Below are 25,762 nucleotides of genomic sequence, written 5' to 3'. Positions count from 1 at the left end.
AGCTAAACTCCATGAAAGATATATTCGATCGAATTATTGAGAATAAGGGTCCGCTGGGACGCTGGGCTTCCCAGGCCGAAGGGTATTTCGTCTTTCCGAAACTGGAAGGCCCTATCTCGAACCGGATGAAATTCCAGGGCAAAGAGGTGATTACCTGGAGCATCAACGACTACCTCGGCCTCGCCAACCTCCCGGAAATCAAAAAAGTAGACGGGGAAGCCGCCCTGGAACACGGAGCCGCCTATCCGATGGGTGCCCGCATGATGAGCGGCCATACGGATTACCACGAACAACTCGAAAAAGAATTGGCCGAGTTTGTGGACAAAGAGGCTGCCTACCTGCTGAATTTCGGCTACCAGGGGATTATGTCGGCCATCGACGCCCTGGTGTCCAAGGACGATATCATCGTATACGACGTGGATTCCCACGCCTGTATTATCGACGGGGTCCGGCTGCACGTGGGGAAACGCTTTACCTTTAAGCACAACGACATCGAGTCCCTGGAGAAAAACCTGGAACGGGCGGTGAAACTGGCCGAACAAACCGGGGGAGGCATCCTGGTGATTTCGGAAGGCGTGTTTGGAATGCGGGGCGAACAGGGAAAACTCAAGGAGATTGTGGCCCTGAAGGAAAAATACAACTTCCGCCTGCTGGTAGACGATGCACACGGATTCGGAACCCTCGGGAAAACCGGGGCCGGGGCCGGGGAAGAGCAGGGGGTTCAGGACGAGATTGACGTCTACTTCGCCACCTTTGCGAAATCCATGGCCGGTATAGGCGCCTTTTTAGCGGCCGACCAGGAAATCATCGACTACCTGAAATACAACCTGCGTTCCCAGATGTTCGCCAAATCCCTGCCCATGGTTTACGTGAAGGGAGCCCTGAAACGCCTGGAAATGCTCCGCACCATGCCGGAACTCAAAGAGAAACTCTGGGAGAACGTCAATGCCTTGCAAAACGGGCTGAAGGAACGCGGATTCGATATCGGGACTACCAGTTCCTGCGTCACCCCGGTATACCTGAACGGTAGCATCCCGGAGGCGATGGCACTGGTTAAGGACCTGCGGGAAAATTACGGTATATTCTGCTCCATTGTGGTATATCCGGTAATCCCCAAGGGACTGATCCTATTGCGAATGATCCCTACGGCCACCCACACAGCCGAGGATATAGAGGAAACGCTGGAGGCTTTTTCCGCCATCCGCGAACGACTGCAAAACGGCACCTACAAACGGCTCTCTGCGGCGGTTGCTGCGGCCATGGGGGAGTAACCCGGGAGCAATTTTACAGAACAGGAAACCCGGCACGGCGCCGGGTTTTTCTTTATTAGGCCGGGACGGAAGGAATCGCGGGTTCTGGAATTGGAGGGCTTGCCGGTTTCGCGGAACGGATCAGCCGAGTTGTTTCCGATACGTGCACCTCCGTTTGTAAACGACGGGTGAAAAGTGTTTCCACATTTGCTGGATGGCCTTGTTTTCTGCCAGTTCCGGCGTCCGGTAGCACATGGTTACACCTTTTTCCTGAAAAACCTTGTAGTATTCGTTGAAGATGATTGAGGTAATCCCCTTATTCTGGAATTCCGGCTCGATCCCGATCAGGTAGAATATAGCGTCCTTGTTGTGTTTCCGGGCGTGCAACAGGTGACGAAAACCAAAGGGGAACAATTTTCCACGTGCTTTCTGCAAGGCTTTGGAAAAGGAGGGCATCACGATGGCAAAGGCGATAATCCGGTCGTCTTCGTCTACCACGAATTTGATGTATTCCGGGTTGATAAACCCGATATACTTTTTCTTGAAGTACGCCTTCTGTTCCTCGGAAATCGGCACAAAAGATGACAACCGCGCATAGGATGCATTAAAAAGGTCAAACATCTTGTCCGCCCAGGGCATGATTTCAGAAGTTTTCGTGAAGTTCAGGGCCCGTAGCCCATAGCGCTGGCGAATGGTTGCTTCAATACGGGTAAACAGCCGGGGATCCGCGTTTGCCGCGGGGAATTTGCTCTCCAGGTACTCCTTTTCGCGCGTAAATCCGAGATTTTCCAGGTGGGTAGCGTAGTAGGGGTAGTTGTACCAGGTGACCATCGTCCCGATGTGGTCGAAACCCTCGGTAAGTACCCCAACCTTATCCAGGTTGGAAAACCCCATGGGCCCTTCCATGTACTCCAGGCCATTGTCATTGCCAATTTCAGCAACTTTGTCGAGCAACGCCCTGCTGATTTCCGGATCGTCCTTGAAATCGAACCAACCGAACCGCATCTTTTTCAGTCCCTGTTGCTCCACCTCGGTACGGTTGATGATGGCAGCCACCCTGCCCACCACCTCGCTGCCGCTGTAGGCGAGGAAAAACCGCGCCTCTGCCTGGCGAAAAACGGGATTTACCTTTGGGTCGAAAGAGGCGAGCTCCTCGCGGATGATGGGCGGAACCCAATACGGGGAGTCCTTGTACAGCGTAAAGGGGAAGCGGACAAAGGACTTCATATCTCTTTTGGAATGCGCTTCTTCTATTCGGATCATGGGACGCGTTTGCAGGTTCCAATATTACGGAACTTTCCGCATAGCGTAAAGTAGTTTTCCTGAATTCCGCGAACGTCAGATTGGGTTGAATTCCCAGTCATCGCCCCCGTCGTCGCTTTTTTCCCGTTTTTTGTTGCGTTTTTCAGCCCGTCGCTGGCTCCGCCTCTCGGCTTTGGATAGTTTTCTCCCGCCCCGGCGCATGCTATTGCGGCCAATTTTCTCCTGGTCTTCAATCGGGATAAGCTGATCCTTGTGGAAGTCCAGCCGGTAAGAAACCCCGGAGCTGATAAAGATCCGGCTGGGGGTGTTTTTAAAGCCGGCACCCAGGTTGATATCGGCCTGGAAGTTCGGGCTGAACAGGTAGGCGACGCCGCTTCGGAGCAATACATCGGAGTAGCGGTCGCTTTGGATGCCCTGGTTTTCCACAAAAACACTCCATTTCGGGTTCCTGAAGGCGTGGGAAATGGAAACCAGGTAGCTCCATTCGGGGAAATCCGTCCCAATCCGGTCGTAGGCGATATTGGTGACCAGGACAAACCTCGGGGACAACCGGCTTTGGGTGGCCACCATGGCCCTGGGGGAAACCGTAGGTTCACCGGGGTAGAACGGGTTGTCGCCCAACACGAAGTTTGCCCCCCCGTAGAGGGCCACGGAAGGGATCAGGTTTTTTAATTGGAAAACGTTGTTGGCCCTCCAGCTCCTGATATTTGGCTTGTTGCGTTCCGGGTCCTTGTAGCGGTCGTAGATCAGGAATTTCAGGCCCACACGGTTCCGGTAGAAATCGGTAAGAGAAGCCTCCGTGCCCAGGTTGGAGTAGGTAATATTCTGGTTCTGGTAGATTCCTTCGTATTGGAGTTCCAGCGCTTCAAACAGCAGCCCGTACCTCAAAGCGACATCCACGCCGAAGATTCCGGATTCCGTGTTCAGGATGGCGTGGTCCTGTTGTTCGTAAACCAGGCCCGATTCGAGTTGGACAACGCCTTTTCCCACCGCGTAGGCGCTATTGGCCTTGCCGGGGCGGTTGGAATTGATGACATCCGTATATTGGGCATGCGCGGCCAGGCCCCAGGCCAACAGAGTGGCCAAAAGCCCGAATTTGCCGATTTCATTGAGGATTCCGCGGGTTTTTGATGCCATATTTAGTATTATTTTAGGACTTTTGTACAGTTAATACAACGTCGGAATCGTACTTTTGATATACAGAGTGATCAGTTAATGGGTATTTTAAAGTTCCTTTTGGTTCTGCTTCTCGGCTACTATTTCCTGCTCCTGCTCGGGCGGCTGTTAGGCCCGTGGCTCAGGCGGTATGCCAGGAGGAAGACCGAAGAGTACTTTCAGGAAGCCTTCCGCGGCAGGGCTCCGGAGGACCCGGGCAGCAGAAGGACCGGGGAGGTGACCATCGACCGGAAACCCGCCCGCAAACAACCTCCCGCAGAGCCTGTAGGGGAGTATATCGAATACGAGGAAGTCGAAGAATCCTAAACCGACCCGGACCCAAAGATGAACCTCGACCTCAAACAATTTTTTACCCACTTTTTCGTAGCCGTTTTCTTTGCGCTGGCGTCCCTTGCCTATTTTTACCCGGTTCTCCAGGGCAAGGTCATCTACCAGTCGGACATCGTCCAATACCGGGGGATGGCCCAGGAACAGGAAGAATTCCGCAAAGAAACCGGGGAGGAGCCCTATTGGACCAACAGTGCCTTCGGGGGGATGCCCACCTATCAGCTCGGCGCGCGCTACCCCCATGAATACGTAAAGAACCTGGACCGGGCAATCCGTTTTTTGCCCAGGCCGGCCGATTACCTCTTCCTGTATATGCTGAGCTTCTACATCCTGATGTGCTGCCTGAAAGTGGATTACCGGCTGGCCGTCCTGGGGGCTTTGGCCTATGGCTTCTCCACCTACCTGATTATCATCCTGGGCGTTGGCCACAATGCCAAGGCACACGCGCTGGGCTACCTGCCCATGTTGCTGGGCGGGATACTGCTCGTTTACCGCAAAAAATACCTCTGGGGATTTGTGCTCACAGCTTTTGCCATGGCCCTTGAAATCCAGGCGAACCACTATCAGATGACCTATTACTTTATGTTGCTGGTATTGGTACTGGGCCTGGTGTATCTGATCGATGCTATCCGTCGGGGGCAACTGAAGCATTTTGCCCTGGCCACGGGTTTGCTGGTTCTCGCGGTTCTCCTGGGGATCCTGCCCAACGCGGCCTCCCTGATGGCTACCCGGGAATACGCGGCCTGGAGTACGCGGGGCCCCTCCCAGCTCACCCTGGACCCGGAGGGAAACCCCATGGAACAGACCAACGGCCTGGACACCGAATACATCACCCAGTACAGCTACGGGATTGTGGAATCCCTGAACCTGTTCGTCCCCAGGCTTTTCGGGGGGGCTTCCGTAGAGTCCCTGGGGGAGGGGTCCAAGACGTATGAATTTCTGATCGACCAGGGTGTGCCGCGCTCCCAGGCGCTTGAGTTCAGCAACAACCTCCAGCTCTACTGGGGGGATCAGCCGGGTGTTTCCGCCCCGGCCTACGTGGGAGCCCTGATTGTGTTTTTCTTCCTGCTCGGGCTGCTGCTCGTTCGCGGCCGGGCCAAATGGTGGTTGCTCGGAGGAGCAATACTATCGCTGTTGCTCTCCTGGGGAAAGAATTTCCCGCTGCTCACGGACTTGATGATCGAATATTTTCCGCTCTACGACAAGTTCCGGGCCGTCTCTTCGGCCCAGGTCATTCTCGAACTCTGCTTTCCCATCCTGGGCATCCTGGCATTGAAGCGTTTTTTTGACCCGTCCCTGGAGGCATCCAAAAAAATTCGGGCCCTGGTTGTTGCGACCGGGTCCCTTGCCGGCTTGGGGGTGTTGCTCTTCCTCTCCAGGGGGCTTTTCGATTTTTCAGGCGGCAGCGACCCGATGTTGACCCGGTATTTTGGGGAAGACGTAATGCAGGTAATCCGCAGAGACCGGGAAGCTGTTTATATTGCCGACACCATCCGGTCCCTGATCATTGTCCTGGCGGGGGCCGGGCTGCTCTGGCTGCATGTCAAGGGCCGCCTGGGGCGGAACCTGACCCTGGCTGCCCTGGGCATTGTCTTGCTGATCGACCTGGTCGGAGTTGACAAGCGATACGTGGATTCCGGGGATTTTGTCCCGGAAAGGCGAATGAACGCCCCGATAGCGATGTCCCAGGCAGACCAGGTTATCCTTCGGGATACATCGGTATTCCGGGTGCTGAATGTGGGGGAGGGGCTCAACGGGGCCCGGACTTCGTATTTCCACCATTCCCTGGGGGGCTACCATGCGGCTAAGCCCAGGCGTTTAATGGATTTATTCGACTACCACATCTACCGCGACAACCGGCAGGTACTTCACATGCTGAACACCAAATACCTGATACAGACCAATGAAGAAGGGGCCCCGTCCGTGACCCTGAACCCGAATGCAATGGGCAATGCCTGGTTTGTGGAAAACCTGGTTCCCGTGCCCACGGCGGATGCCGCTATCCGGTCGCTGGATACGCTGCAGGTTAGCCGTACCGCCGTGGTCAACACCTCGGATTTCCCGGAATACGGCTCCAGGGCATACGTCCGGGATTCAGCCGCGACGGCCCAACTGGATACCTATCGCCCGAATTTCCTGGAATACACGGTTCGAAATGCCCATGAAGGTTTGCTGGTGTTTTCTGAGATGTATTACCCCGAAGGCTGGCAGGCATCTATCGATGGACGGGAAGCCGACCATTTTCGGGTGAATTACGCCCTGCGGGCCCTGGAGGTGCCGGCCGGGGAAAACCGGGTGACCTTCCGTTTCGAACCGGAAGTTGTCCGGAAGGGAAGCCGGATATCCCTGGCGGGATCCATCGCTCTGCTGGTACTCCTGCTGGGCGCCGTGACCTACCGACTGGTAAAACGTCCTCCCAAGGAAACGGAATAATGCATAAGGTACTGGTCGTTACGTATTACTGGCCACCCGCTGGAGGCCCCGGAGTCCAGCGATGGCTGTTCTTTGTGAAGTACCTGCGCGACTTTGGCTTCGAGCCTGTTCTCTACCTTCCCGAAACCCCCCATTACCCGTTAACCGACCCGGACCTGGAGCGGGAGGTGCCGGAAAACCTCACGGTATACAGGAGCCAATTTTGGGAACCCTATGCATGGGCACGGCTGTTTGGCCGGAAGAAGGCCGGGCGGATCAGTTCCGGAATTATCCAAAGGAGGAACCCGGGGTTGGTGGAACGGCTGTTGCTTTGGGCCCGAGGCAATTTTTTCATTCCGGACGCCCGCAAATTCTGGGTAAAAAAAGCCGTCCGCGAATTGCCTGGCATCCTGGATCAGGAGGGGATCACCACCCTGGTGACCACCGGGCCGCCCCACAGCCTGCACCTGATCGGGCTGGAATTGTCCCGGCGCAGGCCGAACCTGAAATGGGTCGCGGATTTTAGGGACCCCTGGACGGAGATCGGCTACCATTCCGCCATGAGCCTTGGCAAACGGGCCCGTAGAAAACACAGGGAGCTGGAAACCCAGGTCCTCGGCGCGGCGGATCGCGTCATGGCAACCAGCCAGGTAACGGCCGATAGCCTGGGATCCCATACGCCCCGCCCGGTAGCGGTAATCACCAACGGTTTCGACCGGCAGCCTGCCCGGGGAGACCAGCCGGACGGTGCCTTTGTGGTGGCGCATATCGGTTCGCTCCTCAGCGGGCGCAACCCCGATGCCCTCTGGCAGGCCCTGGCTACACTCCTCCGGGATACGCCGGGTTTTCGGGAAGATTTTCGCCTGGAACTTACCGGCCTGGTCAGCGAGGAGGTGATGGAGTCCCTGAGGGAGCACGGCCTGGAGGCCCATACCAAAATACACGCATATGTCCCGCACCGCGAAGCTATCATCCGGCAGGAAAAGGCACAGCTGCTGCTGCTGCTCGAAATCGACTCGCCGGAAACGCGGGGCATCGTGCCCGGGAAGCTTTTTGAATACATGGCTGCTGCCCGGCCCATCCTCGCCATAGGCCCGGATGGATGGGAAGCCGCGGACCGGGTGATAGGCAGCGGCTGCGGAGCGGGTTTCCGGTACGGACAAATGGACGAAATCCTTGCGCAGCTTCGGCAATGGTACGATCTTTATCGAAAAGGCGCCCTTTCGGTCCGGCCGGGAGGAGTAGCCCAATACCATCGCCGGGAACTCACCGGCCGGCTGGCAAAGGAAATCCTATGGGAATTATCCTCAGACAATCCATCGTAAACACGCTGCTAACCTATGTCGGTTTCGGGTTGGGGGCCGTCAACACGCTCGTTTTATACACCCGTTTCCTGTCCGATACCTATTTTGGCCTGGTGGGGGTTATCCTTTCCACCGGTGCGCTCCTGATGCCGCTGATGGCCTTCGGGGTGCCGAACACCCTGGTGAAATTCTTTTCCGCCAACCGGGAAGCACCGCACCGGAACCCGTTCCTGACGCGAATGCTTCTGCTCCCCCTGGTTTTTATCCTCCCCCTGGCGGTATTCAGCTTGTTGGCGGATGAGGCTATCGGGAGTTTCCTGGCCCGGGAAAATGCCATAGTGGCGGAATATGTCGGGCATATTTTCCTGATCGGCCTTTCCATGGCGTATTTTGAGGTGTTTTTTGCATGGAGCAAGGTGTGCCTCCGTTCGGCATTCGGTACGTTTTTAAAGGAAGTCTTTGTCCGGCTGGGGGTCAGTCTCCTGCTTTTCCTGTTGTATTTTGAAGTGCTCTCGGTGGCTGGCTTCCTCAGGTGGCTGGTGGGCCTGTATGCCCTGAGGTGCCTGCTGATGGCAGTATATGCCCTGCGGCTGATGCCCTTCCGATTTCGGTTCCGACTGCCCGGGGACTCCCGGGAAATTACCGTGTACAGCGCGCTGATCCTCCTGGGCGGATCGGTTTCCGTACTGCTCCTGGAAGTAGACCGGTTCATGATCAACCAGTATATCGAACTGGCGAATGTGGCCTATTACACGGTAGCCGTCTTTATCGCCACGGTAATTATCGTCCCCCAACGGGCCATGCACCAGATTACCTATCCGATTACCGCCGAACTGCTCCACGCAAAGGACCTGTCGGGCCTTGGGAGCCTCTACCGGAAAAGTTCCCTGGCCCTGCTGGTGGCGGCGGGGCTTATATACCTGCTGATCCTGATGAACCTCGAAGAGCTCTATCTCCTGTTGCCCGAAAATTACCGGGGTGGTTTTACCATTGTGGCCCTGATCGGGGCTGCCCGGGTTTTTGATTCCTTTTTGGGTATCAATGCGGCCATCCTGTACAATTCCCGGTATTACCGGATGTTGCTGGTATTTGGCCTGGGCCTGGTGCTCATCACCATCGCACTGAATATCTGGTTGATCCCGCGCTTTGGGATCAATGGGGCTGCTTGGGCCACTTTTATCTCAATCGCCGCCTACAACCTGGTCAAACTCCTGTTTGTCCGCTTGAAATTCGGCCTGGTTCCCTGGAGCCGGGATACCTTTAGGCTGATCGGGGTGGGGGTCCTCACCGGGGCGTTGTTTCTCTGGTTGTCCTTTCCGTTTCACCCCCTGGTCAATATTGGGTTGAAATCACTGCTGGCGGCATTGTTCTACCTCGGCCTGGTCCATCGGCTGGGGATTGCCAAAGACGCGTTCGCCCTTCTGGGCAGGGGGTTTAAAAAACCGGACCCCGGGAAGAAAAATCCTCCACGGGGTCCTGACAACTAACCAACCTAAAAACTATTTTCTATTGCGATCCGCGATTGTTGCTTCTGCTACGCGATCCGCTCCGTACGGCTGAGCCGCTGCGCCGGCTGCTTTTTACGGCCGACTTTCGAACCGTCCGGGAAGCGGTCTTCCCACGGGCCTGGGGTGCTTGCCTGGCCGGGGCACTGCGACGGGCCTGGGGCGCTTTCCGCGCCGTTGCACTACGGTGCGCCTGGGGTGCCTTCCGGGAGGCGGTCGAGCGCTTAACGGTTGTTGATTTCCGTGTGGTTACCGTACTCCTGGACGCCCGCTGCGGCACCGGCCGGCGCGCCTCCGTTTTGCGTACCGTAGTCGTCCGGCTGCTGCGTACCGTGTTTCCAACCGGACTCGTGCGGACTTCCCGGCTGCTGCGCTTTACTGTGCGCGTATCCTGAGTGCTCCGACGGGACTGGGCAGAGGTATTGCTTCGCGTTGCCCGTTGGTTGCCTCGTATGTCACGCTGACCCTGGCGGGCGGCACTTTGCCTGCGAACCGAAGTGGCGTTGGAGCGCTGGTTCCTGCGTACATCCGTATTCGCACTGCGGGCAACCCGGCTGTTGCTTCGTACCCGGTCGTTGCGTACGGCTACGCGGCTGTTGCTTCGTACCCGGTCGTTGCGTACGGCTACGCGCCGGTCGTTCCGGTAGATCCGGGTACGCTCTGCCCGGGGGGCGTGGCGGTAGGTCCTGCCAACCGCTGCATACGCCCTGCGGTTGTTGTACCTGTACGGGCGGTAATACGTATAGCGGATGGGACGGTAGAACCTCCGGTAAGGACGGTTATAGACCATGCAGAACCCAACGGCCGGACGGGCAAAGTAGCGGTGCCACGGGCGGAATACATACGCCCTGTTATACACGTTGATAAACCCGGTGTGGTAGTCGTAAATCCCACGGGGGGTGTAAAAGATGCGCATCCCGCCAATCCGGTAGGCCAGGCCGTTGCGATACAGGATATCCACACCGCCAATACGGCTTACGCGACCGTAGTAGTCGTAGTATACCGGGATATTTTCCACCTGGATGATGGCCCCGTAGTCATCGTACTGCACATAGGGGTTGTAATTATACCCGGAGTTAAAGGTCACCCCGATGGGGCCAACCCCCACATGGGCGTTTACGTTTACGCGGTCGTTGATATAAAAATCAAATTCGCCATCCGGATATACCGAAAACGTAATACCGTTCTCGACAAAAATAAAAGAGTTGCCAAAGTTGAAGGCATTGCGAAGCGCAACCTTATCGTCTGTGCTGGCGGCGACAGGGCTAGCTGCTCCCGTCAGTATGGCCGCTATAATGAGTAGAAACTTTTTCATCGTATTCGGGTTTAAGATTCCGGATGTAACTATTTACATACCGCCCGAATAGGTACAATTAGCGTGCCAAAAAACAAAAAACTAATTTAAACAACTGTAAATCAGTGTATTGAAATAGAATGAAATAACTCAGAGTTTTCCCTTCAGATAGCGGCCCGTGAGGGAATCCGGGTGCGCGGCGATTTCCTCAGGAGTTCCGAAGGCAACTATCTGCCCCCCTTTATCCCCGCCTTCCGGCCCCAGGTCAATCACGTGGTCGGCAGATTTGATCAGTTCGATGTTGTGTTCGATGACCACTATGGAATGGCCTTTTTCGAGGAGCGCATTGAAGGAGGTGAGCAATTTGTGGATGTCGTGGAAATGCAACCCGGTTGTGGGCTCGTCAAAAATGAACACGCCCTTGTCCCGGGTCTGTCCCTTGCCGAGAAACGAGGCCAGTTTGATTCGCTGGGCCTCCCCCCCGGATAGGGTGGAGGAGGGCTGGCCCAGGGTGACATATCCCAGCCCGACATCCTGCAGGGGCTGCAGGCGGGCCGCAATCTTCTCCTGTTTGTGCTCTTTGAAAAACTCGATGGAATCCGAAACGGTCATTTCCAGGATGTCCGCGATGGAGGCACCCTCGAACTTAACTTCAAGCACCTCCTTGCGAAACCTACGACCGCCACACTGGTCGCATTCCAGATGAACATCGGCCATGAATTGCATTTCCACGGTAATCTCACCATCCCCTTTGCATTTATCACATCGGCCGCCGTCCACATTAAAGGAGAAGTGTTTGGATTTATAACCGCGGAGTTTACTCAGTTTCTGGGCGGCATAGAGGTTGCGGATGTCGTCGTAGGCTTTGATATAGGTAACCGGGTTCGACCGGGACGACCGCCCGATGGGATTCTGGTCTACCATCTCCACGTATTTGACAAACTGGAACTCCCCCTTGAATTCCGTATGCTGCCCGGCTTTTTCGCCATAGCCTCCCAACTCCTTTTGGAGCATCGGGTAGAGGATGCGCCGGATCAGCGTACTTTTCCCGCTGCCAGAGACCCCGGTAATCACCGTGAGTACCTGCAGGGGAATCCGAACGTCGATGTTCTTCAGGTTGTGTTCCCGTGCCCCCAGGATGTCGATATGCCCTCGGGGGGTCCGTCTGCGTGCAGGGACCGGGATATTCAGGCTGCCGTTCAGGTACCGGGCGGTGAAAGAATCCGAAGCGAGGATATCCCCCAGGGTGCCCTCGGCTACAACCCGGCCGCCGTGCGTGCCGGCTTCAGGCCCGATATCGATGATCCGGTCTGCGGCGCGCATCATATCTTCGTCGTGTTCAACCACGATCACTGTATTCCCCAGGTCGCGCAGGGATTCCAGTACCCCGATCAGGTTTTCCGTATCCCTCGGATGCAGGCCAATGCTCGGCTCGTCCAGGATGTACATGGAGCCCACCAGGCTGCTGCCCAGGGATGTCGCCAGGTTGATGCGCTGGCTTTCTCCTCCGGAAAGCGTGTTGGATTTGCGATTCAGGGTCAGGTATCCGAGCCCTACCTGCATCAGGTAGGCGAGACGGTTCCGGATTTCGGTCAATAACCGCCGGGCGATGCGGGAATCGTGGTCGCTGAGCTCGAGTTCGTCAAAATACGCCTGCAATTTGTACAGGGGCATTTCCACCAGATCCGAGATGGATTTACCGTAAATACGCACGTATTCGGCTTCCTTCCGCAAGCGACGCCCCCGGCATACGGAACAACGCGTCTTGCCCCGGTAACGGGACAACATCACCCGGTTCTGGATTTTGTAACTTTTTTCCTCGAGCTTGGCAAAAAACGCATTCAGGCCGGTAAAATGCTCATTTCCTTCCCAAACCAGGGCCTGCTGTTCCTCGCTGAGCTCAAACCAGGGCTTGTGGATGGGGAAGTCGAATTTGTAGGCCGAGTTGACAAGTTGGTCCCGGTACCATCCCATGCTGTCGCCCCGCCAGGGGAAAATGGCGTTTTCGTAAACCGATAGCCCGGTGTTGGGAATCACCAGGTCCGCATCGATACCGATGACGTCCCCGTACCCCTCGCATTTCGGGCAGGCCCCATAGGGGTTGTTGAAACTGAAAAGGTGGACATTGGGCTCCGGGAACTGCATCCCGTCCCGCTCGAATTTATTGCTGAAAGGCGTACGTGTCCCATCGGCCAGCGATTCGACATAGCATTCCCCCTTACCTTCAAAAAATGCGGTATCGACGGCTCCTGCCAGGCGGTTCAGGAAATCTTCTCCTTCCCGCACCACGATCCGGTCTACCACCAGCTCAAACTCCCGACCCACACCTTCGAGATCCGGGTCGATCCGCACCACCTCCCCCTGGTGCTTGATGCGCGCATAGCCCTGTTTGGAGAGCAATTCCAGGGATTTGGAAACCTCGCGCTCCTCCGGGATCCGGAGCGGGGCGAGCAACAACAGCCGGCTTCCCTCCGGAAAGGACCTGACGAAATCCACTACGTCCGATACCCGATCCTTTTTCACTTCCTCTCCGGAAACGGGGGAATACGTGCGGCCCACCCGAGCATACAGCAGTTTCAGGTAGTCGTAGATTTCCGTGGTGGTGCCCACCGTAGACCGGGGGTTGGTGGAGTTTACTTTTTGCTCGATGGCAATGGCAGGGGCGATACCCCGAATCTGGTCTACCTTGGGTTTGTCCAGTTTCCCCAGGAATTGCCGGGCATAGGAAGACAGGCTTTCCACATAGCGACGCTGGCCCTCGGCGTACAGGGTGTCAAAGGCCAGGCTCGATTTGCCCGAGCCGGACATCCCGGTGATGACCACCAGCTGGTTGCGCGGGATCACCACGTCGATATTCTTCAGGTTGTGCAGACGGGCTCCCTGGATCAGGATATTTTGCCTGGGATCGGCTTGGACGGGTGCGGGCATATACGATGGAATGAGGCGCAAAGATACGATTTGCCAGGGGCATACCGAAGCGCTTGATCCACCTGAATACCCGCCCGATCCCGAATCATATTTTTTGCCAACGTTAAAAAATTCCTATATTTGGGCATTCTATGATATAATAAGCGCTGCCTATACAACACGATTACTTTTTTGAAAATGTAACCCAAATCCCTGCCTCTGCGAACTTCGTGGACGGGAGGAATTACCAAAAAAGTAAGTTGTATGGACCACCAGGCAGACGATGCTATCCTGATCAAGAACTATCTGAACGGTGACGAAAGGTCACTGGAAATACTCATCAACCGCCACAATCAGCGGATCTCCTCTTTTATTTACTCCAAGGTCTACGACCGGGAGGTAACCGAAGACCTCTTCCAGGATACCTTTATCAAGGTCATCCGGACCCTGAAACTCGGCAAGTACAATGAAGAGGGCAAATTCCTGCCCTGGGTGATGCGGATTGCCCACAACCTGGTCATCGACCACTATCGGAAGAGCAACCGGATGCCGCGCTATGAAGGCAGCCCGGAGTTCAGCATTTTTTCCATCATGCAGGACGACCGCCTCAATGCGGAGAAACAACTGATCCAGGAGCAGATTGAAACGGATATTGCAGACCTGATTGCCGAATTGCCCGAGGACCAGCAGGTGGTTCTGCAGTTGCGGATGTATCGGGACATGAGTTTTAAGGAAATAGCCGAAAATACCGGCGTAAGTATCAATACGGCACTGGGCCGGATGCGTTATGCGCTGATCAACCTGCGGAAGCTCATCGACGAGCACAATATAGTTTTAACGAATTAATTGGCCATAGGTCGAGCGGAAACACGGGTGCTGCATTGGTTTGCGTTATTTTATCCAAACACAGCAGCCTATGGATCACAGCTACACAACCCAGGACGGATGTAAACTCGTAACCACCTCAGAGGAAACCGTACGGTTCCTTCTGGATTACTCCAAATCCCTTTCTGTTATTTCCTCCCGGGGGATGGATTTCGAGAACAACCTGAATTGACAATACGTCCGTTTAAGATAGACCACGGCCCCTTTCCGGGGCCTTTTTTATGCCCGGTCCCGAGGCGGAACCCCGGAGGTAACTTCCGCCCACCCCGGGGCGAGAAATGTCAAAATTCGCCTTTGACATCAAGAATCGAGCGTTTTACAACATAGTTTTTCCATCAGCAGGGCCTTTGGCTACTTTTAAATTGTGTTTGAACGGCAGACACGATAACCCAATCGGTAACCAACCTTCAGATGTCCTGTAACAAGGTCCTGGATTAAAAACTAAAGTACGCTCTATGGAACTACAGATCGACGACTCAGCCCTGGTTAGGGATTATATCAGCGGCGACGAGCGCTCCCTCGAGATCCTGATCAACCGGCACAACCAACGCATTACCAGCTTTATCTACTCCAAGGTTCTGGACCGCGATATTACGGAGGATATTTTTCAGGATACCTTTATTAAAGTCATCAAGACCCTGAAGAAGGGGAATTACAGTGAAGAAGGGAAATTCCTTCCCTGGGTCATGCGGATTGCGCACAACCTGATTATCGACCATTTCCGTAAAAACAAGCGGATGCCCAAGTTTGAGGGCGGGGAGGATTTCAATATCTTCTCGGTAATCGGAGACGACCGTCCGAACATCGAAAAGCAACTTATCAAAGACCAGATAGACAGCGACCTGGGCCTGCTCATTGACGAATTGCCGGACGACCAGCGCGAAGTCCTGATTATGCGTATCTACAAGGATATGAGTTTCAAGGAAATTTCCGAGTGTACCGGCGTGAGCATCAATACGGCCCTGGGCCGGATGCGCTATGCGCTGATCAACCTGCGCAAGATTATCCAGAAAAACAAGATTGTACTGACCAACTAGTTTCCGGGCAATTCCCTGCCGAGCAATATTTCCATTTCGCTTGCGTTATATTCTTGTAACGAACTCTAAGCATATGGAAAAAATTTACGCAAGTCAGACAGATGCATGTAAACTGGTTCGGGTAAAGCAGGAGACAATTTCCTTCCTGATGCAGTACTCCCGATCCCTGCATGTACTGGGTTACCAGGGGTTCCAGTTTGAATCGAACCTCAACTAAAATTTCAAAGGCCCGCCTCGGCGGGCCTTTTTTTTATACCGCCTGCCGCAAGTTGCCTTTGCGGGCCACGAATTACTTACGCCCCCCTTTTTTCTTTTCGTAATCCTTTAACACCGATTTCCTTCCGATTTTCCGGGTGATCTCGTCCTTTTCCAGATCCCAGCCACGGGCCGGGCAATATTCCCGGCCGTACCAGATAATTTGCAGGTGCAATTTATTCCAGAGTTCCTCCGGGAAGAGGCGTTTGGCATCCTTCTCGGTCTGCACCACGTTTTTTCCCGTTGATAGCCCCCAGCGGTACATGAGCCTGTGGATATGTGTATCCACGGGGAAAGCCGGGATGCCAAAGGCCTGGGAAACCACGACACTGGCTGTTTTATGCCCCACCCCAGGCAGCCGTTCGAGAGCCTCCAGGTCCCTGGGGACCCGGCCGCCGTGTTCTTCAACCAGTATTTCCGACAACCGCCTGATCGCCTTTGCCTTAGTTGGGGAAAGTCCTACGGGACGGATAATATCCCGGATTTCTTCCACCGGCACCTTGGCCATGTCCTCCGGGGTGGAGGCACGGGCAAAGAGCAGGGGAGTGGTTTGGTTGACACGCACATCCGTGCTCTGGGCGGATAACAGGACGGCTACCAGCAGCGTGTAGGGGTCCTGGTGATCGAGCGGGACAGGCACTTCCGGGTAAATGGATTCGAGCACGTCGATAATATAAGCAGCTTTTTCTTTTCTGGTCATTTATGTTTAACTTTACATAAAAATCAATAAACACACAAGATAGCACATGAAAACCTTGCAAGCCGGGGATAAAGTACCGGAATTTACAGCTCCCGATCAAGACGGAAACCCGATTTCAACTTCCGACTTCAAAGGGCAGAAATGGGTAGTATTCTTTTACCCGAAAGCAGATACCCCGGGATGTACCGCCGAGGCCTGCAACCTGCGCGACCACTACGCCGAACTCAAGGACGCCGGCTATGCCCTGGTGGGGGTGAGCGCGGATGCCCCGAAGAAACAGGCCAAATTCCGCGATAAGTACAGCTTTCCCTTCCCGTTGATTGCCGATGAGGACCGGACCGTGATCGACGCATTCGGAGTCTGGGGGCCTAAGAAGTTTATGGGCCGCGAATATGAGGGCATCCACCGAAAAACGTTTATTATCGGGGAGGACGGCCTTGTGGAGCGCGTCATCGACAAGGTAAAGACAAAGGATCACGCAGCCCAGATTCTCGAATAGGGATAAAAACGGAATACGCTGAAAGGATCAGGCCGGGGACTCCCCGGCTTATTTATTTGTCTGCTTTTTCGGCCGGGGTTTTATCTGCCTGGGCTTTTTGCGCTAAAAAGAGCTGTTTCTCTTTGATCATTTCCGCAATTCCCCCGGGAAGCATCTCTTCCCAGCCCTCTTCGCCCGAAGTGATTCTCTTCAGCACGTCCCTTGAGAATATATGCAGGATGTCCGGGTCGTAGTCGATAATGTCCATGACCTTCCCGTTGTATTTGAAGAACTTGTACAGTTCCTTCATCCGCGGGTGCACCTTAATGTTGTTGCTGGTCATGATCTGCCCCGTCTCCGGGTTCTTCATCGGATAGAGGTATACCTTCAGGTCTTTGAAGAAGAGTTTTCCGAAGGCCTCGAGGATGCCCCCGCTCAGGTGGCGGTAATATTTTTCGTCGAAAATATCGATCAGGTTGTTGACCCCCATGGTCAATCCTATCCGATTCTTCGTGTAGTTGTTGAAGTACTCCACCAGCTTGTAATACTCGGAGAATTTCGAAATCATCACCATGTGTCCGAGGGAACACAGCAACTCGGCCCGGTCCATAAAATCCTGCTCGTCTATCTCTCCGGATGACCGCAGGTTCGTAAGCGTGATCTCAAAGATGACAATGGTGTTTTCCTCCTCCACAGTCTGTTCCCGGATGAATATGTCGTAAGATTTCTGGAACATATCCATATTGACTTTGGTCACCGGCCGGAAACTGCCCCGGAGTGCCAGGATGTTCTTTTTGTAGAGGACGGCCGCCGGGAGGAGGTTGTTGCCGTCTGCCCCGAACATGACGGCGTCCGTCATGTCGTTTTTGATAAGCTGCAGGCTCATCAGCCGGTTGTCCACATGGTCAAAATTCGGGCCGCTGAAATTCACCATGTCGATTTCCAGGGTGTCCTTGTCGATGTGGTCGTAGAGGTATTTCAGGAGTTTGCGCGGCTTGTGGTGCTTGTAGAAGGCCCCGTAGATCAGGTTAACCCCTACAATGCCCAGGGTTTCCTGCTGCAACCGGGCCTCGTTCTGCTTGAATCGGATATGCAGGACAATTTCGTCGAATTCCTTCTGCTTGGGATCTAACTGGAACCGGATACCCACCCAGCCGTGACCTTTATAGCGCTTGGAGAAATCGATGGTGGCCACCGTATTGGCGTAGGCAAAAAAGAGGCGGTCCGGATGCCGGTCCCGGCTGATGCGCTCTTCCATGAGCTTCATCTCGTGGGACAACATCTTTTTGAGGCGGCTCTGGGTGACATACCTCCCGTCTTCCTCCAGGCCGTAGATCGCATCGCTGAAGGCTTTGTCGTAAGCGCTCATCGCCTTGGCGATTGTCCCGGAAGCCCCGCCCGCCCTGAAAAAATGACGGGCCGTTTCCTGGCCGGCCCCTATTTCTGCGAATGTTCCGTAGATGTCCGGGTTGAGATTGATCCGAAGCGTCTTGGCTTTGATGGAGGGGATATTCTCAAATGCGAATTCATTCTTCTGAACAGTGGCCATAGGGGTCGCTTTCAACAAACAAAGATAAAAAGATGCCGCATTCCAAGTAATAAATATGTTATAAATTTGAAGCAAATAAACGCGCGGTTGAAGATTACCTTTTTAGGCACCGGAACCTCCCAGGGCATCCCCGTAATCGGGAGCGACGATCCGGTTTGCCTCAGCGAGGACCCGCGCGATAAGAGGCTCCGGGTTTCTGTAATGATTACCTATGACGACGGGTATAATTGCGTGGTGGATTGCGGCCCGGATTTCCGCCAGCAGATGCTCGCCAACCAGGTAACCCGGCTCGACAGCATCCTCTTTACACACGAACACGCGGACCACACGGCGGGAATGGACGATATCCGTCCTTTTTTCTTCCGGCAGGGAGACATCCCCATCTACGCCCACCCACGGGTCATCGCGTCCCTGCAGCGTCGTTTTGACTATATTTTCACGGATGAAAACCGATATCCCGGGGCCCCTTCAGTAGCCGTAAATACCATCGAAAAAGGACGGGCATTCCGCCTGGGCAGCCACTGGGTGACGCCCGTGGAGGCCTGGCACAACCGGTTGCAGGTATTTGGGTTTCGGTTTGGGGATTTCGCCTACCTGACGGACGTCAAATCCATTGAACCGGAGGAAGCTGCCCGGTTGCAGGGTGTGCGGGTTCTGGCGGTTAACGCGCTGCGCCTTGAACCGCACCACTCGCACTTCAACCTGGAAGAAGCCCTGGGCTTTATTGAAGGCGTTGGCCCTGAACGGGCATACCTGACCCATATCAGCCACCGGATGGGCTTCCACGCCGAGGTGGAATCCCGCTTGCCGGACCGCGTTCACCTGGCCCATGACAACCTAACGCTAACCCTTTGAACCATGCAAAAGAATATCTATCGCTACCTGTTTCTATTTGCCGCACTGATTGCCCTGTACCTGGCCTTTTCGGGAAACCGGAAGGTAGCCGAGGCTTCATCTGAAATCCAGGCATTGCGGGGGCAGGTAGAATCCCTGGAGGATTCCCTGGAAACCTCCCGCCTGGAGGTACTCGATATGCAGTATTTCAGCCTCGAAAACAACGACGATGCCCTGGTGTACTACGACCATCTGCAACTGGAGAACCCCTCCCGATATATTGCCGATAGGCTTCTGGAAACCAACGAACCCCGGGGCGACAACCCGTTGGTGCCTTATGAAGGCATGGAAAACGACTTCAAAATCAACAAGATCAAAGTCCTGAACCACCGGTGGATCCTCGCGGATTTCTCCGATGGGAAATATTGGGGGGAATTACTGATCGAGTACGAGCTGAAAGACGACCTGGGCATTGATTTTACGGTCCTGGACCACCTGCTTTACGCCCGCAGCCATCAATAGCGCCGGGAGAGCCACTGGTTGAACGATTGGAAGTTATCGGGGCTGACGCCATGGCCTACCGGGAATTCCTCAAAGGTATTCGAAATTTTAAGCTCGTCCAGGAAGCCGGGTACCATCTGGGCCCACGCGGGCGGAATTACCATGTCCAACTGGCCGTGCGAGGCGTAAACCTGCAAGTGGCTGTGATCTTTTTCCCGGTAACCGTCTACCAGCATTTCCGCCTCTATGTACCCGCTGAGTCCGACGACATTGCGAAACGCCTCCGGGTAGGAGAGGGCTAGGGCGTAACTCAGAATGGTCCCCTGGCTGAATCCCAACAGGCTGATCCGCCCGGTGTCCAACCCATAGGCCTCGACAGCTTCCCGGATAAAGTTCCGGACGGTTTCCCGGGATTCCCGGGCTTGCGCCACATCGTTCCACTTCCCTTTGTCCGCGGAAAAATCGATGGAATACCACGCATGGCCAAATGGCTCCAGGTCATAGGGTGCCCGGATGGAAATTACAAAGAGGTCTGCAGGCAGCTCTCCAGCAAAGGAAAACAGGTCCTCCTCATTACTGCCGTAACCATGCAGCATAAAAAGGGCCGGCGCGTGGCCCCCTTGACCGGCGGCAGGGCGTATCAGGTGTTCGAGGCTCAGGGATTGTGTATGCATAGGAAGGGATTGGGCTTCAGGAAATAAACGTAAACCAGCGTTGAAACGCCCGGCCGACCAAAGGTACAAGTCTTTGACTTCCCTGCAATGCAGCCACAAAACCGTATACCCAAAGAACAAAATAGCCCGCGTACAACGCAAACCAAACGGATGAGAACACGAAGAAACTCATTTGGTTGAAAAGCTCAAATACCAGGCTGATTAACAGGGCGCTGAGGATAAAAGCCAGGTGCAGGCCAAAGGCCTGCCGCGCGTGGAAGCGGCCAAAGGGGTATTTGGGCTCCGCATTCATACTGATGGAAATGAGCGCTCCGACCAGGGTCAGGTAGGCCACTACGGCAATCGTACGGGCTTGTTTGGGAGGCCTGGCCATTACAGGTTGGTTCTGGATCCGACGACGACCCCATAAGCCTTGCCCTGCAGTTCTTCGCCGAGGAACATCGAATTTTTTGAAGCAGACCCGAGGTGGTCCTTTTCCAACGTATATGTGGACTGCGGATCGAATAGCGTGAGAACGGCGCGTTCGCCTTCTCGCATCAGCACCTCCGGGGCGCCGAACCTGCTGCGCCCGCGACAGAGGAAATCCACTGCGCGGTCCGTGCCAAATAATTTGTTGAGGATGCCAAAAGCAGATTCCAACCCAAGCGTACCGTAGGCGGCCCGGTCGAATTCCTGCCGCTTTTCTTCGATATCCATCGGGTTGTGGTCGGTGGTTACAAAGTCGATAATATTCTCCGCCAGGGCCTTTTGAAGCGCCTTGCGGTCCTTTTTGGTTCGAAGCGGGGGCAGCACCTTGTAGGCGCTGTCAAAACTTTCGAGCTTCTCTTCTGTGTAAGCCAGGTTGTGTATCGCGACACTGCAGGTGACATCCAGGCCTTTTTTCCGGGCAGCACCGATCAGAGCCGCCGAGCGGGCTGTGGAGATCATCGGGATGTGCAGGCGGCCCCCTGTGTATTCCAGTATGGCCAGGTCCCGGACAATCTGCAGTTCCTCCGCCAGGGAAGGGATTCCCCGCAAGCCGAGCCGCACAGATACTTCCCCTTCGTGCATTTGTCCTTTTCGCCCGAGGTGTTCATCCTGGGGGAAGGAGTGGACCAACCCGTCAAATCCCTGGGTATACAGCAAGGCCAGCTTTAACAGATTCGGGTTGGAAACGGCGTTTTTGTAATCGCTGAACGCCACGGCCCCGGCACCATGCATGTCGTAGAGTTCCGCGAGGTCTTCGCCCCGGGACCCCATACTCAGGGCACCCATGGGATAGAGTTCGGTCACAGCCTTGCGGGAGGCGTCCTTGAGGAATACGATATCCCCGCTCGTGTCCGGCACGGGGCGGGTGTTCGGGTTCAGGACCACGCCCGTAAACCCGGATGCCGCCGCTACAGCCAATCCGTTGGAGATGGTCTCCCGCTCCTCAAACCCGGGTTCCCCAAAACTTACGCTGCTGTCGAACCAGCCGGGGGAAACGTGCAAATTGGGGAAGGTGAGCGTCCGGCAATTTTTGGGGGGGTCGATGCGGGAGGCAATCCGGCTGATGCGACCGCCCTCGATCAACAAGTCGCGTTTTTTCCGGTTCAGCCCGGGTTGGCTTGCATCCAGGATGACAGCCGATTTTATGAGTAGGCTCATCGAAGGGTTTTTTGGAGAATCGCTTCTGCCAGGACGAATAACAGCGCTAAAATAACAAACCATTTCCAAAGAGCCGTTATGCGCGTGTCATTTTGGTATCGGCCAATCAGGTCCGCAGCATCGGGATGGCGCGTTACAAACCCGGGGAACTCCGGCAAGGGCGGTGCTGCCCGACTTTCCGCCCGCGGGTAGTTGAAACTGACCGTCTGCCCCGGGGCGTCATCCTGGTACACCGTGTAATTGCCGTCCCGGGCGGGTTCTTCCCCAAAGATCAGTCGGGTTTTGCGGGCAAAAGCCTGTTGGCGCGGTATAAATTCGTAATCCGGTCCCCGAAGCCGGAATATTCGGTCTTCCCCCAGTCGCTGGTCGAGTTCCAGTTGGGCAGGTTGCCCGATGGTGTAATACAGGTCCGGAAAGGGCAGGCTGTTCCTGCCGATGGCGTAAAAAGTGGGGACGATGAGCGGGGATTGCCTGAAATTGCTGTTCTGCGGGTTCAGGGCGGCTGTAAAGAGGTACGTGCGCCCGCTGGCTGTGAGGAAAGGTGTCCCGTTCTGGAATTCGAGAACTGCACTGCCCTGGGCGGACAATGTAAAATAGGATTGGACGGAAGGGTATTCAAAATTGGCGACTTCTCCTTCAAAAACATCCCGGAATAGCGGGTGCCCGAATGAAATTCCGGTAACCCGATTGGTCCCGTCCACACGGCCGGCAATGCCCATGTCTGTGGTTCGCAGCAGGGAATTGTAATCGGGCAATTCCAGGTCGCTGGCAGGGATGATCAGCAGGTTGCCCCCATCCCGGATAAAAGCCTCCAGGAGTTCGATCATTGGGGCCGGAATGTCCGGCACTTCGTTGAGGATTACCAGGTGCTGGGATTCCAGGTTTCCGAAATCCGCCTCCTGTATGCCGCTTGATCGAAAATCAAATTCATCTTCCGTAAAGATGCGGCGCAGGTAATCCCCGGGGCCCGGCCCCAGGCTGTATACCCGTATTTTCGGGGGTTGATTCAGGTTGAAGTAGAGGTTGTTGTCGTATGCGAGCCCTTCGTCGAGCACCCTGACAGCCCCCTGGATGGAGGCCCCGGCAGGCAGGCTGAAAACGGCCATGCCCCGTCCGTCTTCACCTAGCTCAGGGGCGCTTTTTGCCAGCAGGGTGTCCCCGTTGTAGAGCGAGAGGGGCTGGTTCCGGGTCGGGTCATCCGCGGATACCGCCACCTCGAGGTTCACCAGTTCCGCGCTCCGGTCCCGGATATAGGCCGTATCAATGGACAGGTTGTATCGGACCTCCGGGCGCAACGGAAGGACGTGCAGCTCGGATACCCCCGCCGTATCGATCAGCCCGGGATCCAGCCCGTTAAAATCCGAAATCATCCAGAATTCCCGGATTACACCGGGGTCCCCGGAAAATAAATTCCGGGCCCTCAGGGCCAGTGCAGGCGCATCGGGTTGCAAATGGGTGTAGCCCAGGTTGAGCATCGGTTCCCTGAGGGCCTCCAGGCTCCTCCGGCTGAATTGGCGGTCGTTGGTGAGCAGGGCACATTCAAATTCCGGGGGCAGGTTTTGCAGGAGTTCCTGGACGGCAAGCTGCATCAGGCTCGTCTGGCCTTCGGGTGCCTGCATACTGAACGAATTATCCAGATAAATAACGATTTCCCGTGATGTACCCGCATCTTCTTTGGCCTGATAGGGTTGGGCGAAGGCCACCACCAAAGCGGCGATCAGGCCCAGTCGGCAAAATAGCAAAAGCCATTTTTTAAGCCTGCTGCTGCGGTTGGCTTCCACAGCGAGTTTTTCCAACAGCCGGACATTCGTAAATGCGGTTTTTCGGAAGCGTCGGAGTTGGAGCAGGTGGATCAGGATCGGGATGATCAATAAGAGCAAACCCCATAGCAATTCCGGATACTTCAGCAGCATAGTGGCGATTGATTCCCCAAATATAGCCAATTCGTGATCGTCCGGCTCAACAGAAAAAAAAGTAATCCCGGGCGGATTGATGGCCCAGTGATTCCAGGAATTCCCGGATTTCCTTCTGCGCCTGGTCGTTGGCGACGGTGATGATGCTTTGCGGGCTTTCCACCCCCGAGATGCCGCGGAAATCTCGGAGCATTACCCCATAAATCCGCTTCCCGATTTTCCTGGGGTTGTCGCAAACCCAGGTAAAGGGCTCCCCGGCCTCCTGCAACAGCCGGGCGATTTTTTTTCCCTTGAACCCGGCCCCCCAAAGCACCAGGGGCCTGGAACGATCCCGGTCGATTTTAAGAAAGTAATGGACTTTGATATCCAGAAAGTAATTCTGGGCGTAATGTTCCGAATTGCGGGAGGTCCTCGCATCGTAATCCCTCCAATGGAGAAGGACCTCCGAGGCAGGCAGGCAGTTGACCCCAGCTTCGTAGAAACGAAAGGTGAGGTCGTAATCTTCCGGGTAGCGATCGGGCCGGAAGGCGCCGCACGCGTCCAGGTCTTCACGCCAGGCCATCCAGCATGGGGAGGGGATGACGCATTCCTTGTAGATCTCGGTAAAGTTGGACCCCGTCCGGGAAAGCCCGTTGATCCAGGCCTCATACCGGGCGTAGCCATCCGAAATCCCCCGGTCCGAAAAATATCGGACCAGCCCGAGGGCTATGTGTCCGTTCCCGGATTCAAGGAGTTGCCGGGACATGGTGCCCAGTCGTTCCGGGGCCATCCGATCGTCGGAATCCATCCGGGTTATCAGCTGGCCGCTACTCGAGGCATAGGCTTTGCGGAGGGCCGGGATGATCCCGGACCCCGGGTTGTCCTGGACAAGGATGCGCGGGTCGTTGCGTGCAGCTGCTTCTAACAGGGCCCGGCTCGAATCGGAAGAATGGTCGTTCACCGCCAGGAGTTCCCAATGCGGGTAGGACTGTCTGCCGATGGAATCCAGGCATTCACCCAGAAAGTGACCGGTATTCCTGAAAGGCATCAATATGCTGACCAGCGGCTGTTTCAAAGGCATGTGGCAGGGTCGGTAAATACAGGTTGCACAGGGCCCGGGGACCCCTAACCGAATAGGCTAGCGGGAAGCTCTTTTTGCCAGGGCTTTGGCAATGGCGGCTTCTGCCAGGGGAGCCATCATGCGATACCCCTTTTCCGTCGGGTGGACCTCGTCGGTAGCCAACGTATTATCCAACCCGTTTCGGGAATCCGCCATTTCGCTGAAATAATCCAGGTAGACTATCCCACTCAGGGCCGCATAATTTTTGATCATGGAGTTGAGTTTCGGGATCTTGATATTCGGTTGGAGACCCGGACGCCAGGGGTAGTCGTAGGCGGGCAGTACCGATGAAAGTACGGGTTCCACCCCGTTGGCCAGGGCGAGTTCCGCCATGGACTTTAAATTGTCGAGGATTTGTTCCAGGGTCATCGGGCCGGTATTCCCGGCAATGTCGTTGGTCCCGGCCAAAATCACCACCACTTTGGGGCTCAGGTCCAGGACATCCTGCCGGAAACGCAGGAGCATCTGCGGGGTGGTCTGCCCGCTGATGCCGCGATTTACATAAGGCTTGCCCTCAAAGAATTCCGGCACTTTGTGCAGCCAGCCGATGGTGATGGAATTCCCCATAAAAACTACCCGGTCTTCCCCGGGGGCCGGGGGTGCCAAAGCCTTATTGGCTTCCCGGAAGTGTTCCAGGTCTGCCCAGTCCTGGGCAACGGCCTGTTGATAATTGCCGATAGTGAATAAGGCGAATAAAATTAGTGCAGCAGGTATCCGTGTTTTCATGGTAGTCTGTTCAGATAGAGGCCGGCCCCGGTAGAGGCCAACTGTTA

At 55.3% G+C, this 25,762-nt stretch carries 24 protein-coding genes; 12 read left to right on the top strand and 12 right to left on the bottom strand.

The annotated features are described in order from the left end of the window. The first annotated feature begins 11 nt into the window (after positions 1 to 11). Entirely contained in the window at positions 12 to 1,271 is a 1,260-nt protein-coding gene (gene capB, locus AC3DKS_RS02895; RefSeq protein WP_015755070.1) for a cysteate-C-fatty acyltransferase, read from the top strand. A 120-nt stretch (positions 1,272 to 1,391) separates the two neighbouring features. On the opposite strand, the gene AC3DKS_RS02890 is transcribed toward capB, so the two are convergent. Both AC3DKS_RS02890 and AC3DKS_RS02885 read right to left on the bottom strand, forming a co-directional pair. Then, entirely contained in the window at positions 1,392 to 2,513 is a 1,122-nt protein-coding gene (locus tag AC3DKS_RS02890; RefSeq protein WP_015755069.1) for a GNAT family N-acetyltransferase, read from the bottom strand. A 75-nt stretch (positions 2,514 to 2,588) separates the two neighbouring features. After that, positions 2,589 to 3,650 (bottom strand): transporter, encoded by a 1,062-nt coding sequence (locus tag AC3DKS_RS02885; RefSeq protein ID WP_272607371.1) that lies wholly within the window; start codon positions 3,648 to 3,650, stop codon positions 2,589 to 2,591. A 78-nt stretch (positions 3,651 to 3,728) separates the two neighbouring features. On the opposite strand from AC3DKS_RS02885, the gene AC3DKS_RS02880 reads away from it, so the two are divergent. Genes AC3DKS_RS02880 through AC3DKS_RS02865 form a run of 4 tightly spaced genes read left to right on the top strand, consistent with a single transcriptional unit; the run spans position 3,729 to position 9,219 of the window. Beyond that, positions 3,729 to 3,995 carry a hypothetical protein gene (locus AC3DKS_RS02880; protein ID WP_015755067.1) on the top strand — a complete coding sequence of 89 codons (267 nt, stop codon included), beginning with the start codon at positions 3,729 to 3,731 and terminating at the stop codon, positions 3,993 to 3,995. A gap of 18 nt (positions 3,996 to 4,013) precedes the next feature. After that, a complete protein-coding gene (locus AC3DKS_RS02875) occupies positions 4,014 to 6,449 on the top strand; it encodes a YfhO family protein (RefSeq protein WP_272607370.1) in 2,436 nt (811 codons plus the stop codon). Then, positions 6,449 to 7,753 carry a glycosyltransferase family 4 protein gene (locus tag AC3DKS_RS02870; RefSeq protein ID WP_272607369.1) on the top strand — a complete coding sequence of 435 codons (1,305 nt, stop codon included), beginning with the start codon at positions 6,449 to 6,451 and terminating at the stop codon, positions 7,751 to 7,753. The genes AC3DKS_RS02875 and AC3DKS_RS02870 overlap by 1 nt, the downstream gene beginning before the upstream one ends. Then, a complete protein-coding gene (locus AC3DKS_RS02865) occupies positions 7,723 to 9,219 on the top strand; it encodes an oligosaccharide flippase family protein (protein WP_272607368.1) in 1,497 nt (498 codons plus the stop codon). Before AC3DKS_RS02870 ends, AC3DKS_RS02865 begins: the two co-directional genes overlap by 31 nt. Before the next feature lie 19 nt (positions 9,220 to 9,238). Here AC3DKS_RS02865 and AC3DKS_RS02860 read toward each other — a convergent pair whose 3' ends face one another. Together AC3DKS_RS02860 and uvrA are read right to left on the bottom strand one after the other, a co-directional pair. Continuing rightward, the gene (locus tag AC3DKS_RS02860) at positions 9,239 to 10,552 is read right to left on the bottom strand and encodes a hypothetical protein (RefSeq protein ID WP_272607367.1); all 1,314 of its coding nucleotides are present in this window, start codon (positions 10,550 to 10,552) and stop codon (positions 9,239 to 9,241) included. 129 nt (positions 10,553 to 10,681) lie between these two features. Further along, the gene (gene uvrA / locus AC3DKS_RS02855; RefSeq protein WP_272607366.1) at positions 10,682 to 13,459 is read right to left on the bottom strand and encodes an excinuclease ABC subunit UvrA; all 2,778 of its coding nucleotides are present in this window, start codon (positions 13,457 to 13,459) and stop codon (positions 10,682 to 10,684) included. A gap of 243 nt (positions 13,460 to 13,702) precedes the next feature. Here uvrA and AC3DKS_RS02850 point away from each other — a divergent pair, with 243 nt between their 5' ends. The 4 genes from AC3DKS_RS02850 (at position 13,703) to AC3DKS_RS02835 (ending at position 15,577) form a co-directional block, all read left to right on the top strand. Next, complete coding sequence (locus AC3DKS_RS02850; protein WP_015755061.1) at positions 13,703 to 14,284, top strand: RNA polymerase sigma factor; 582 nt, start codon at positions 13,703 to 13,705, stop codon at positions 14,282 to 14,284. A 70-nt stretch (positions 14,285 to 14,354) separates the two neighbouring features. Further along, the gene (locus AC3DKS_RS02845; protein WP_015755060.1) at positions 14,355 to 14,495 is read left to right on the top strand and encodes a hypothetical protein; all 141 of its coding nucleotides are present in this window, start codon (positions 14,355 to 14,357) and stop codon (positions 14,493 to 14,495) included. Between the two features lie 283 nt (positions 14,496 to 14,778). Continuing rightward, a complete protein-coding gene (locus AC3DKS_RS02840) occupies positions 14,779 to 15,360 on the top strand; it encodes a sigma-70 family RNA polymerase sigma factor (protein WP_015755059.1) in 582 nt (193 codons plus the stop codon). Between the two features lie 73 nt (positions 15,361 to 15,433). Further along, entirely contained in the window at positions 15,434 to 15,577 is a 144-nt protein-coding gene (locus AC3DKS_RS02835; protein ID WP_015755058.1) for a hypothetical protein, read from the top strand. Positions 15,578 to 15,649: 72 nt separating this feature from the next. On the opposite strand, the gene nth is transcribed toward AC3DKS_RS02835, so the two are convergent. Continuing rightward, complete coding sequence (gene nth / locus AC3DKS_RS02830) at positions 15,650 to 16,315, bottom strand: endonuclease III (RefSeq protein WP_272607365.1); 666 nt, start codon at positions 16,313 to 16,315, stop codon at positions 15,650 to 15,652. A gap of 46 nt (positions 16,316 to 16,361) precedes the next feature. On the opposite strand from nth, the gene bcp reads away from it, so the two are divergent. Further along, a complete protein-coding gene (gene bcp, locus AC3DKS_RS02825; RefSeq protein WP_015755056.1) occupies positions 16,362 to 16,814 on the top strand; it encodes a thioredoxin-dependent thiol peroxidase in 453 nt (150 codons plus the stop codon). A gap of 52 nt (positions 16,815 to 16,866) precedes the next feature. Here bcp and AC3DKS_RS02820 read toward each other — a convergent pair whose 3' ends face one another. Beyond that, positions 16,867 to 18,342 carry a hypothetical protein gene (locus tag AC3DKS_RS02820; protein ID WP_015755055.1) on the bottom strand — a complete coding sequence of 492 codons (1,476 nt, stop codon included), beginning with the start codon at positions 18,340 to 18,342 and terminating at the stop codon, positions 16,867 to 16,869. Between the two features lie 87 nt (positions 18,343 to 18,429). Between AC3DKS_RS02820 and AC3DKS_RS02815 the strand changes: the two genes are divergently transcribed. Further along, positions 18,430 to 19,197: an MBL fold metallo-hydrolase gene (locus AC3DKS_RS02815; RefSeq protein WP_272607440.1), complete on the top strand. Its 768-nt coding sequence runs from the start codon at positions 18,430 to 18,432 to the stop codon at positions 19,195 to 19,197. 3 nt (positions 19,198 to 19,200) lie between these two features. After that, positions 19,201 to 19,698: a hydrolase gene (locus tag AC3DKS_RS02810; protein ID WP_272607364.1), complete on the top strand. Its 498-nt coding sequence runs from the start codon at positions 19,201 to 19,203 to the stop codon at positions 19,696 to 19,698. On the opposite strand, the gene AC3DKS_RS02805 is transcribed toward AC3DKS_RS02810, so the two are convergent. From AC3DKS_RS02805 to AC3DKS_RS02780, 6 genes are read right to left on the bottom strand one after another with little or no spacing between them, the layout of a single operon-like run. Further along, entirely contained in the window at positions 19,692 to 20,351 is a 660-nt protein-coding gene (locus AC3DKS_RS02805; RefSeq protein WP_015755052.1) for an alpha/beta hydrolase, read from the bottom strand. The genes AC3DKS_RS02810 and AC3DKS_RS02805 overlap by 7 nt on opposite strands. 16 nt (positions 20,352 to 20,367) lie before the next feature. Continuing rightward, a complete protein-coding gene (locus AC3DKS_RS02800; RefSeq protein ID WP_272607363.1) occupies positions 20,368 to 20,724 on the bottom strand; it encodes a magnetosome magnetite crystal formation protein family in 357 nt (118 codons plus the stop codon). Then, positions 20,724 to 21,977 carry a dihydroorotase gene (locus tag AC3DKS_RS02795; RefSeq protein ID WP_015755050.1) on the bottom strand — a complete coding sequence of 418 codons (1,254 nt, stop codon included), beginning with the start codon at positions 21,975 to 21,977 and terminating at the stop codon, positions 20,724 to 20,726. Before AC3DKS_RS02795 ends, AC3DKS_RS02800 begins: the two co-directional genes overlap by 1 nt. Continuing rightward, a complete protein-coding gene (locus AC3DKS_RS02790) occupies positions 21,974 to 23,890 on the bottom strand; it encodes a BatA domain-containing protein (protein ID WP_272607362.1) in 1,917 nt (638 codons plus the stop codon). Before AC3DKS_RS02790 ends, AC3DKS_RS02795 begins: the two co-directional genes overlap by 4 nt. A 46-nt stretch (positions 23,891 to 23,936) precedes the next feature. Continuing rightward, the gene (locus AC3DKS_RS02785) at positions 23,937 to 24,950 is read right to left on the bottom strand and encodes a glycosyltransferase family 2 protein (protein WP_015755048.1); all 1,014 of its coding nucleotides are present in this window, start codon (positions 24,948 to 24,950) and stop codon (positions 23,937 to 23,939) included. A gap of 57 nt (positions 24,951 to 25,007) precedes the next feature. Beyond that, positions 25,008 to 25,715 (bottom strand): SGNH/GDSL hydrolase family protein, encoded by a 708-nt coding sequence (locus AC3DKS_RS02780; protein ID WP_272607361.1) that lies wholly within the window; start codon positions 25,713 to 25,715, stop codon positions 25,008 to 25,010. Positions 25,716 to 25,762 lie beyond the last annotated feature (47 nt).

The organism is Robiginitalea sp., from assembly GCF_982776155.1.
Note: the sequence above shows the minus strand (reverse complement) of the source record. Positions and strands in the feature narration are given on the sequence as shown.

What these genes read in the sequence shown, in the direction of transcription:
- capB (WP_015755070.1), top strand. Translation starts at nt 12, where the DNA reads ATGAAAGATATATTCGATCGAATTATTGAGAATAAGGGTCCGCTGGGA.
- AC3DKS_RS02890 (WP_015755069.1), bottom strand. Translation starts at nt 2,513, where the DNA reads ATGATCCGAATAGAAGAAGCGCATTCCAAAAGAGATATGAAGTCCTTT.
- AC3DKS_RS02885 (WP_272607371.1), bottom strand. Translation starts at nt 3,650, where the DNA reads ATGGCATCAAAAACCCGCGGAATCCTCAATGAAATCGGCAAATTCGGG.
- AC3DKS_RS02880 (WP_015755067.1), top strand. Translation starts at nt 3,729, where the DNA reads ATGGGTATTTTAAAGTTCCTTTTGGTTCTGCTTCTCGGCTACTATTTC.
- AC3DKS_RS02875 (WP_272607370.1), top strand. Translation starts at nt 4,014, where the DNA reads ATGAACCTCGACCTCAAACAATTTTTTACCCACTTTTTCGTAGCCGTT.
- AC3DKS_RS02870 (WP_272607369.1), top strand. Translation starts at nt 6,449, where the DNA reads ATGCATAAGGTACTGGTCGTTACGTATTACTGGCCACCCGCTGGAGGC.
- AC3DKS_RS02865 (WP_272607368.1), top strand. Translation starts at nt 7,723, where the DNA reads ATGGGAATTATCCTCAGACAATCCATCGTAAACACGCTGCTAACCTAT.
- AC3DKS_RS02860 (WP_272607367.1), bottom strand. Translation starts at nt 10,552, where the DNA reads ATGAAAAAGTTTCTACTCATTATAGCGGCCATACTGACGGGAGCAGCT.
- uvrA (WP_272607366.1), bottom strand. Translation starts at nt 13,459, where the DNA reads ATGCCCGCACCCGTCCAAGCCGATCCCAGGCAAAATATCCTGATCCAG.
- AC3DKS_RS02850 (WP_015755061.1), top strand. Translation starts at nt 13,703, where the DNA reads ATGGACCACCAGGCAGACGATGCTATCCTGATCAAGAACTATCTGAAC.
- AC3DKS_RS02845 (WP_015755060.1), top strand. Translation starts at nt 14,355, where the DNA reads ATGGATCACAGCTACACAACCCAGGACGGATGTAAACTCGTAACCACC.
- AC3DKS_RS02840 (WP_015755059.1), top strand. Translation starts at nt 14,779, where the DNA reads ATGGAACTACAGATCGACGACTCAGCCCTGGTTAGGGATTATATCAGC.
- AC3DKS_RS02835 (WP_015755058.1), top strand. Translation starts at nt 15,434, where the DNA reads ATGGAAAAAATTTACGCAAGTCAGACAGATGCATGTAAACTGGTTCGG.
- nth (WP_272607365.1), bottom strand. Translation starts at nt 16,315, where the DNA reads ATGACCAGAAAAGAAAAAGCTGCTTATATTATCGACGTGCTCGAATCC.
- bcp (WP_015755056.1), top strand. Translation starts at nt 16,362, where the DNA reads ATGAAAACCTTGCAAGCCGGGGATAAAGTACCGGAATTTACAGCTCCC.
- AC3DKS_RS02820 (WP_015755055.1), bottom strand. Translation starts at nt 18,342, where the DNA reads ATGGCCACTGTTCAGAAGAATGAATTCGCATTTGAGAATATCCCCTCC.
- AC3DKS_RS02810 (WP_272607364.1), top strand. Translation starts at nt 19,201, where the DNA reads ATGCAAAAGAATATCTATCGCTACCTGTTTCTATTTGCCGCACTGATT.
- AC3DKS_RS02805 (WP_015755052.1), bottom strand. Translation starts at nt 20,351, where the DNA reads ATGCATACACAATCCCTGAGCCTCGAACACCTGATACGCCCTGCCGCC.
- AC3DKS_RS02800 (WP_272607363.1), bottom strand. Translation starts at nt 20,724, where the DNA reads ATGGCCAGGCCTCCCAAACAAGCCCGTACGATTGCCGTAGTGGCCTAC.
- AC3DKS_RS02795 (WP_015755050.1), bottom strand. Translation starts at nt 21,977, where the DNA reads ATGAGCCTACTCATAAAATCGGCTGTCATCCTGGATGCAAGCCAACCC.
- AC3DKS_RS02790 (WP_272607362.1), bottom strand. Translation starts at nt 23,890, where the DNA reads ATGCTGCTGAAGTATCCGGAATTGCTATGGGGTTTGCTCTTATTGATC.
- AC3DKS_RS02785 (WP_015755048.1), bottom strand. Translation starts at nt 24,950, where the DNA reads ATGCCTTTGAAACAGCCGCTGGTCAGCATATTGATGCCTTTCAGGAAT.
- AC3DKS_RS02780 (WP_272607361.1), bottom strand. Translation starts at nt 25,715, where the DNA reads ATGAAAACACGGATACCTGCTGCACTAATTTTATTCGCCTTATTCACT.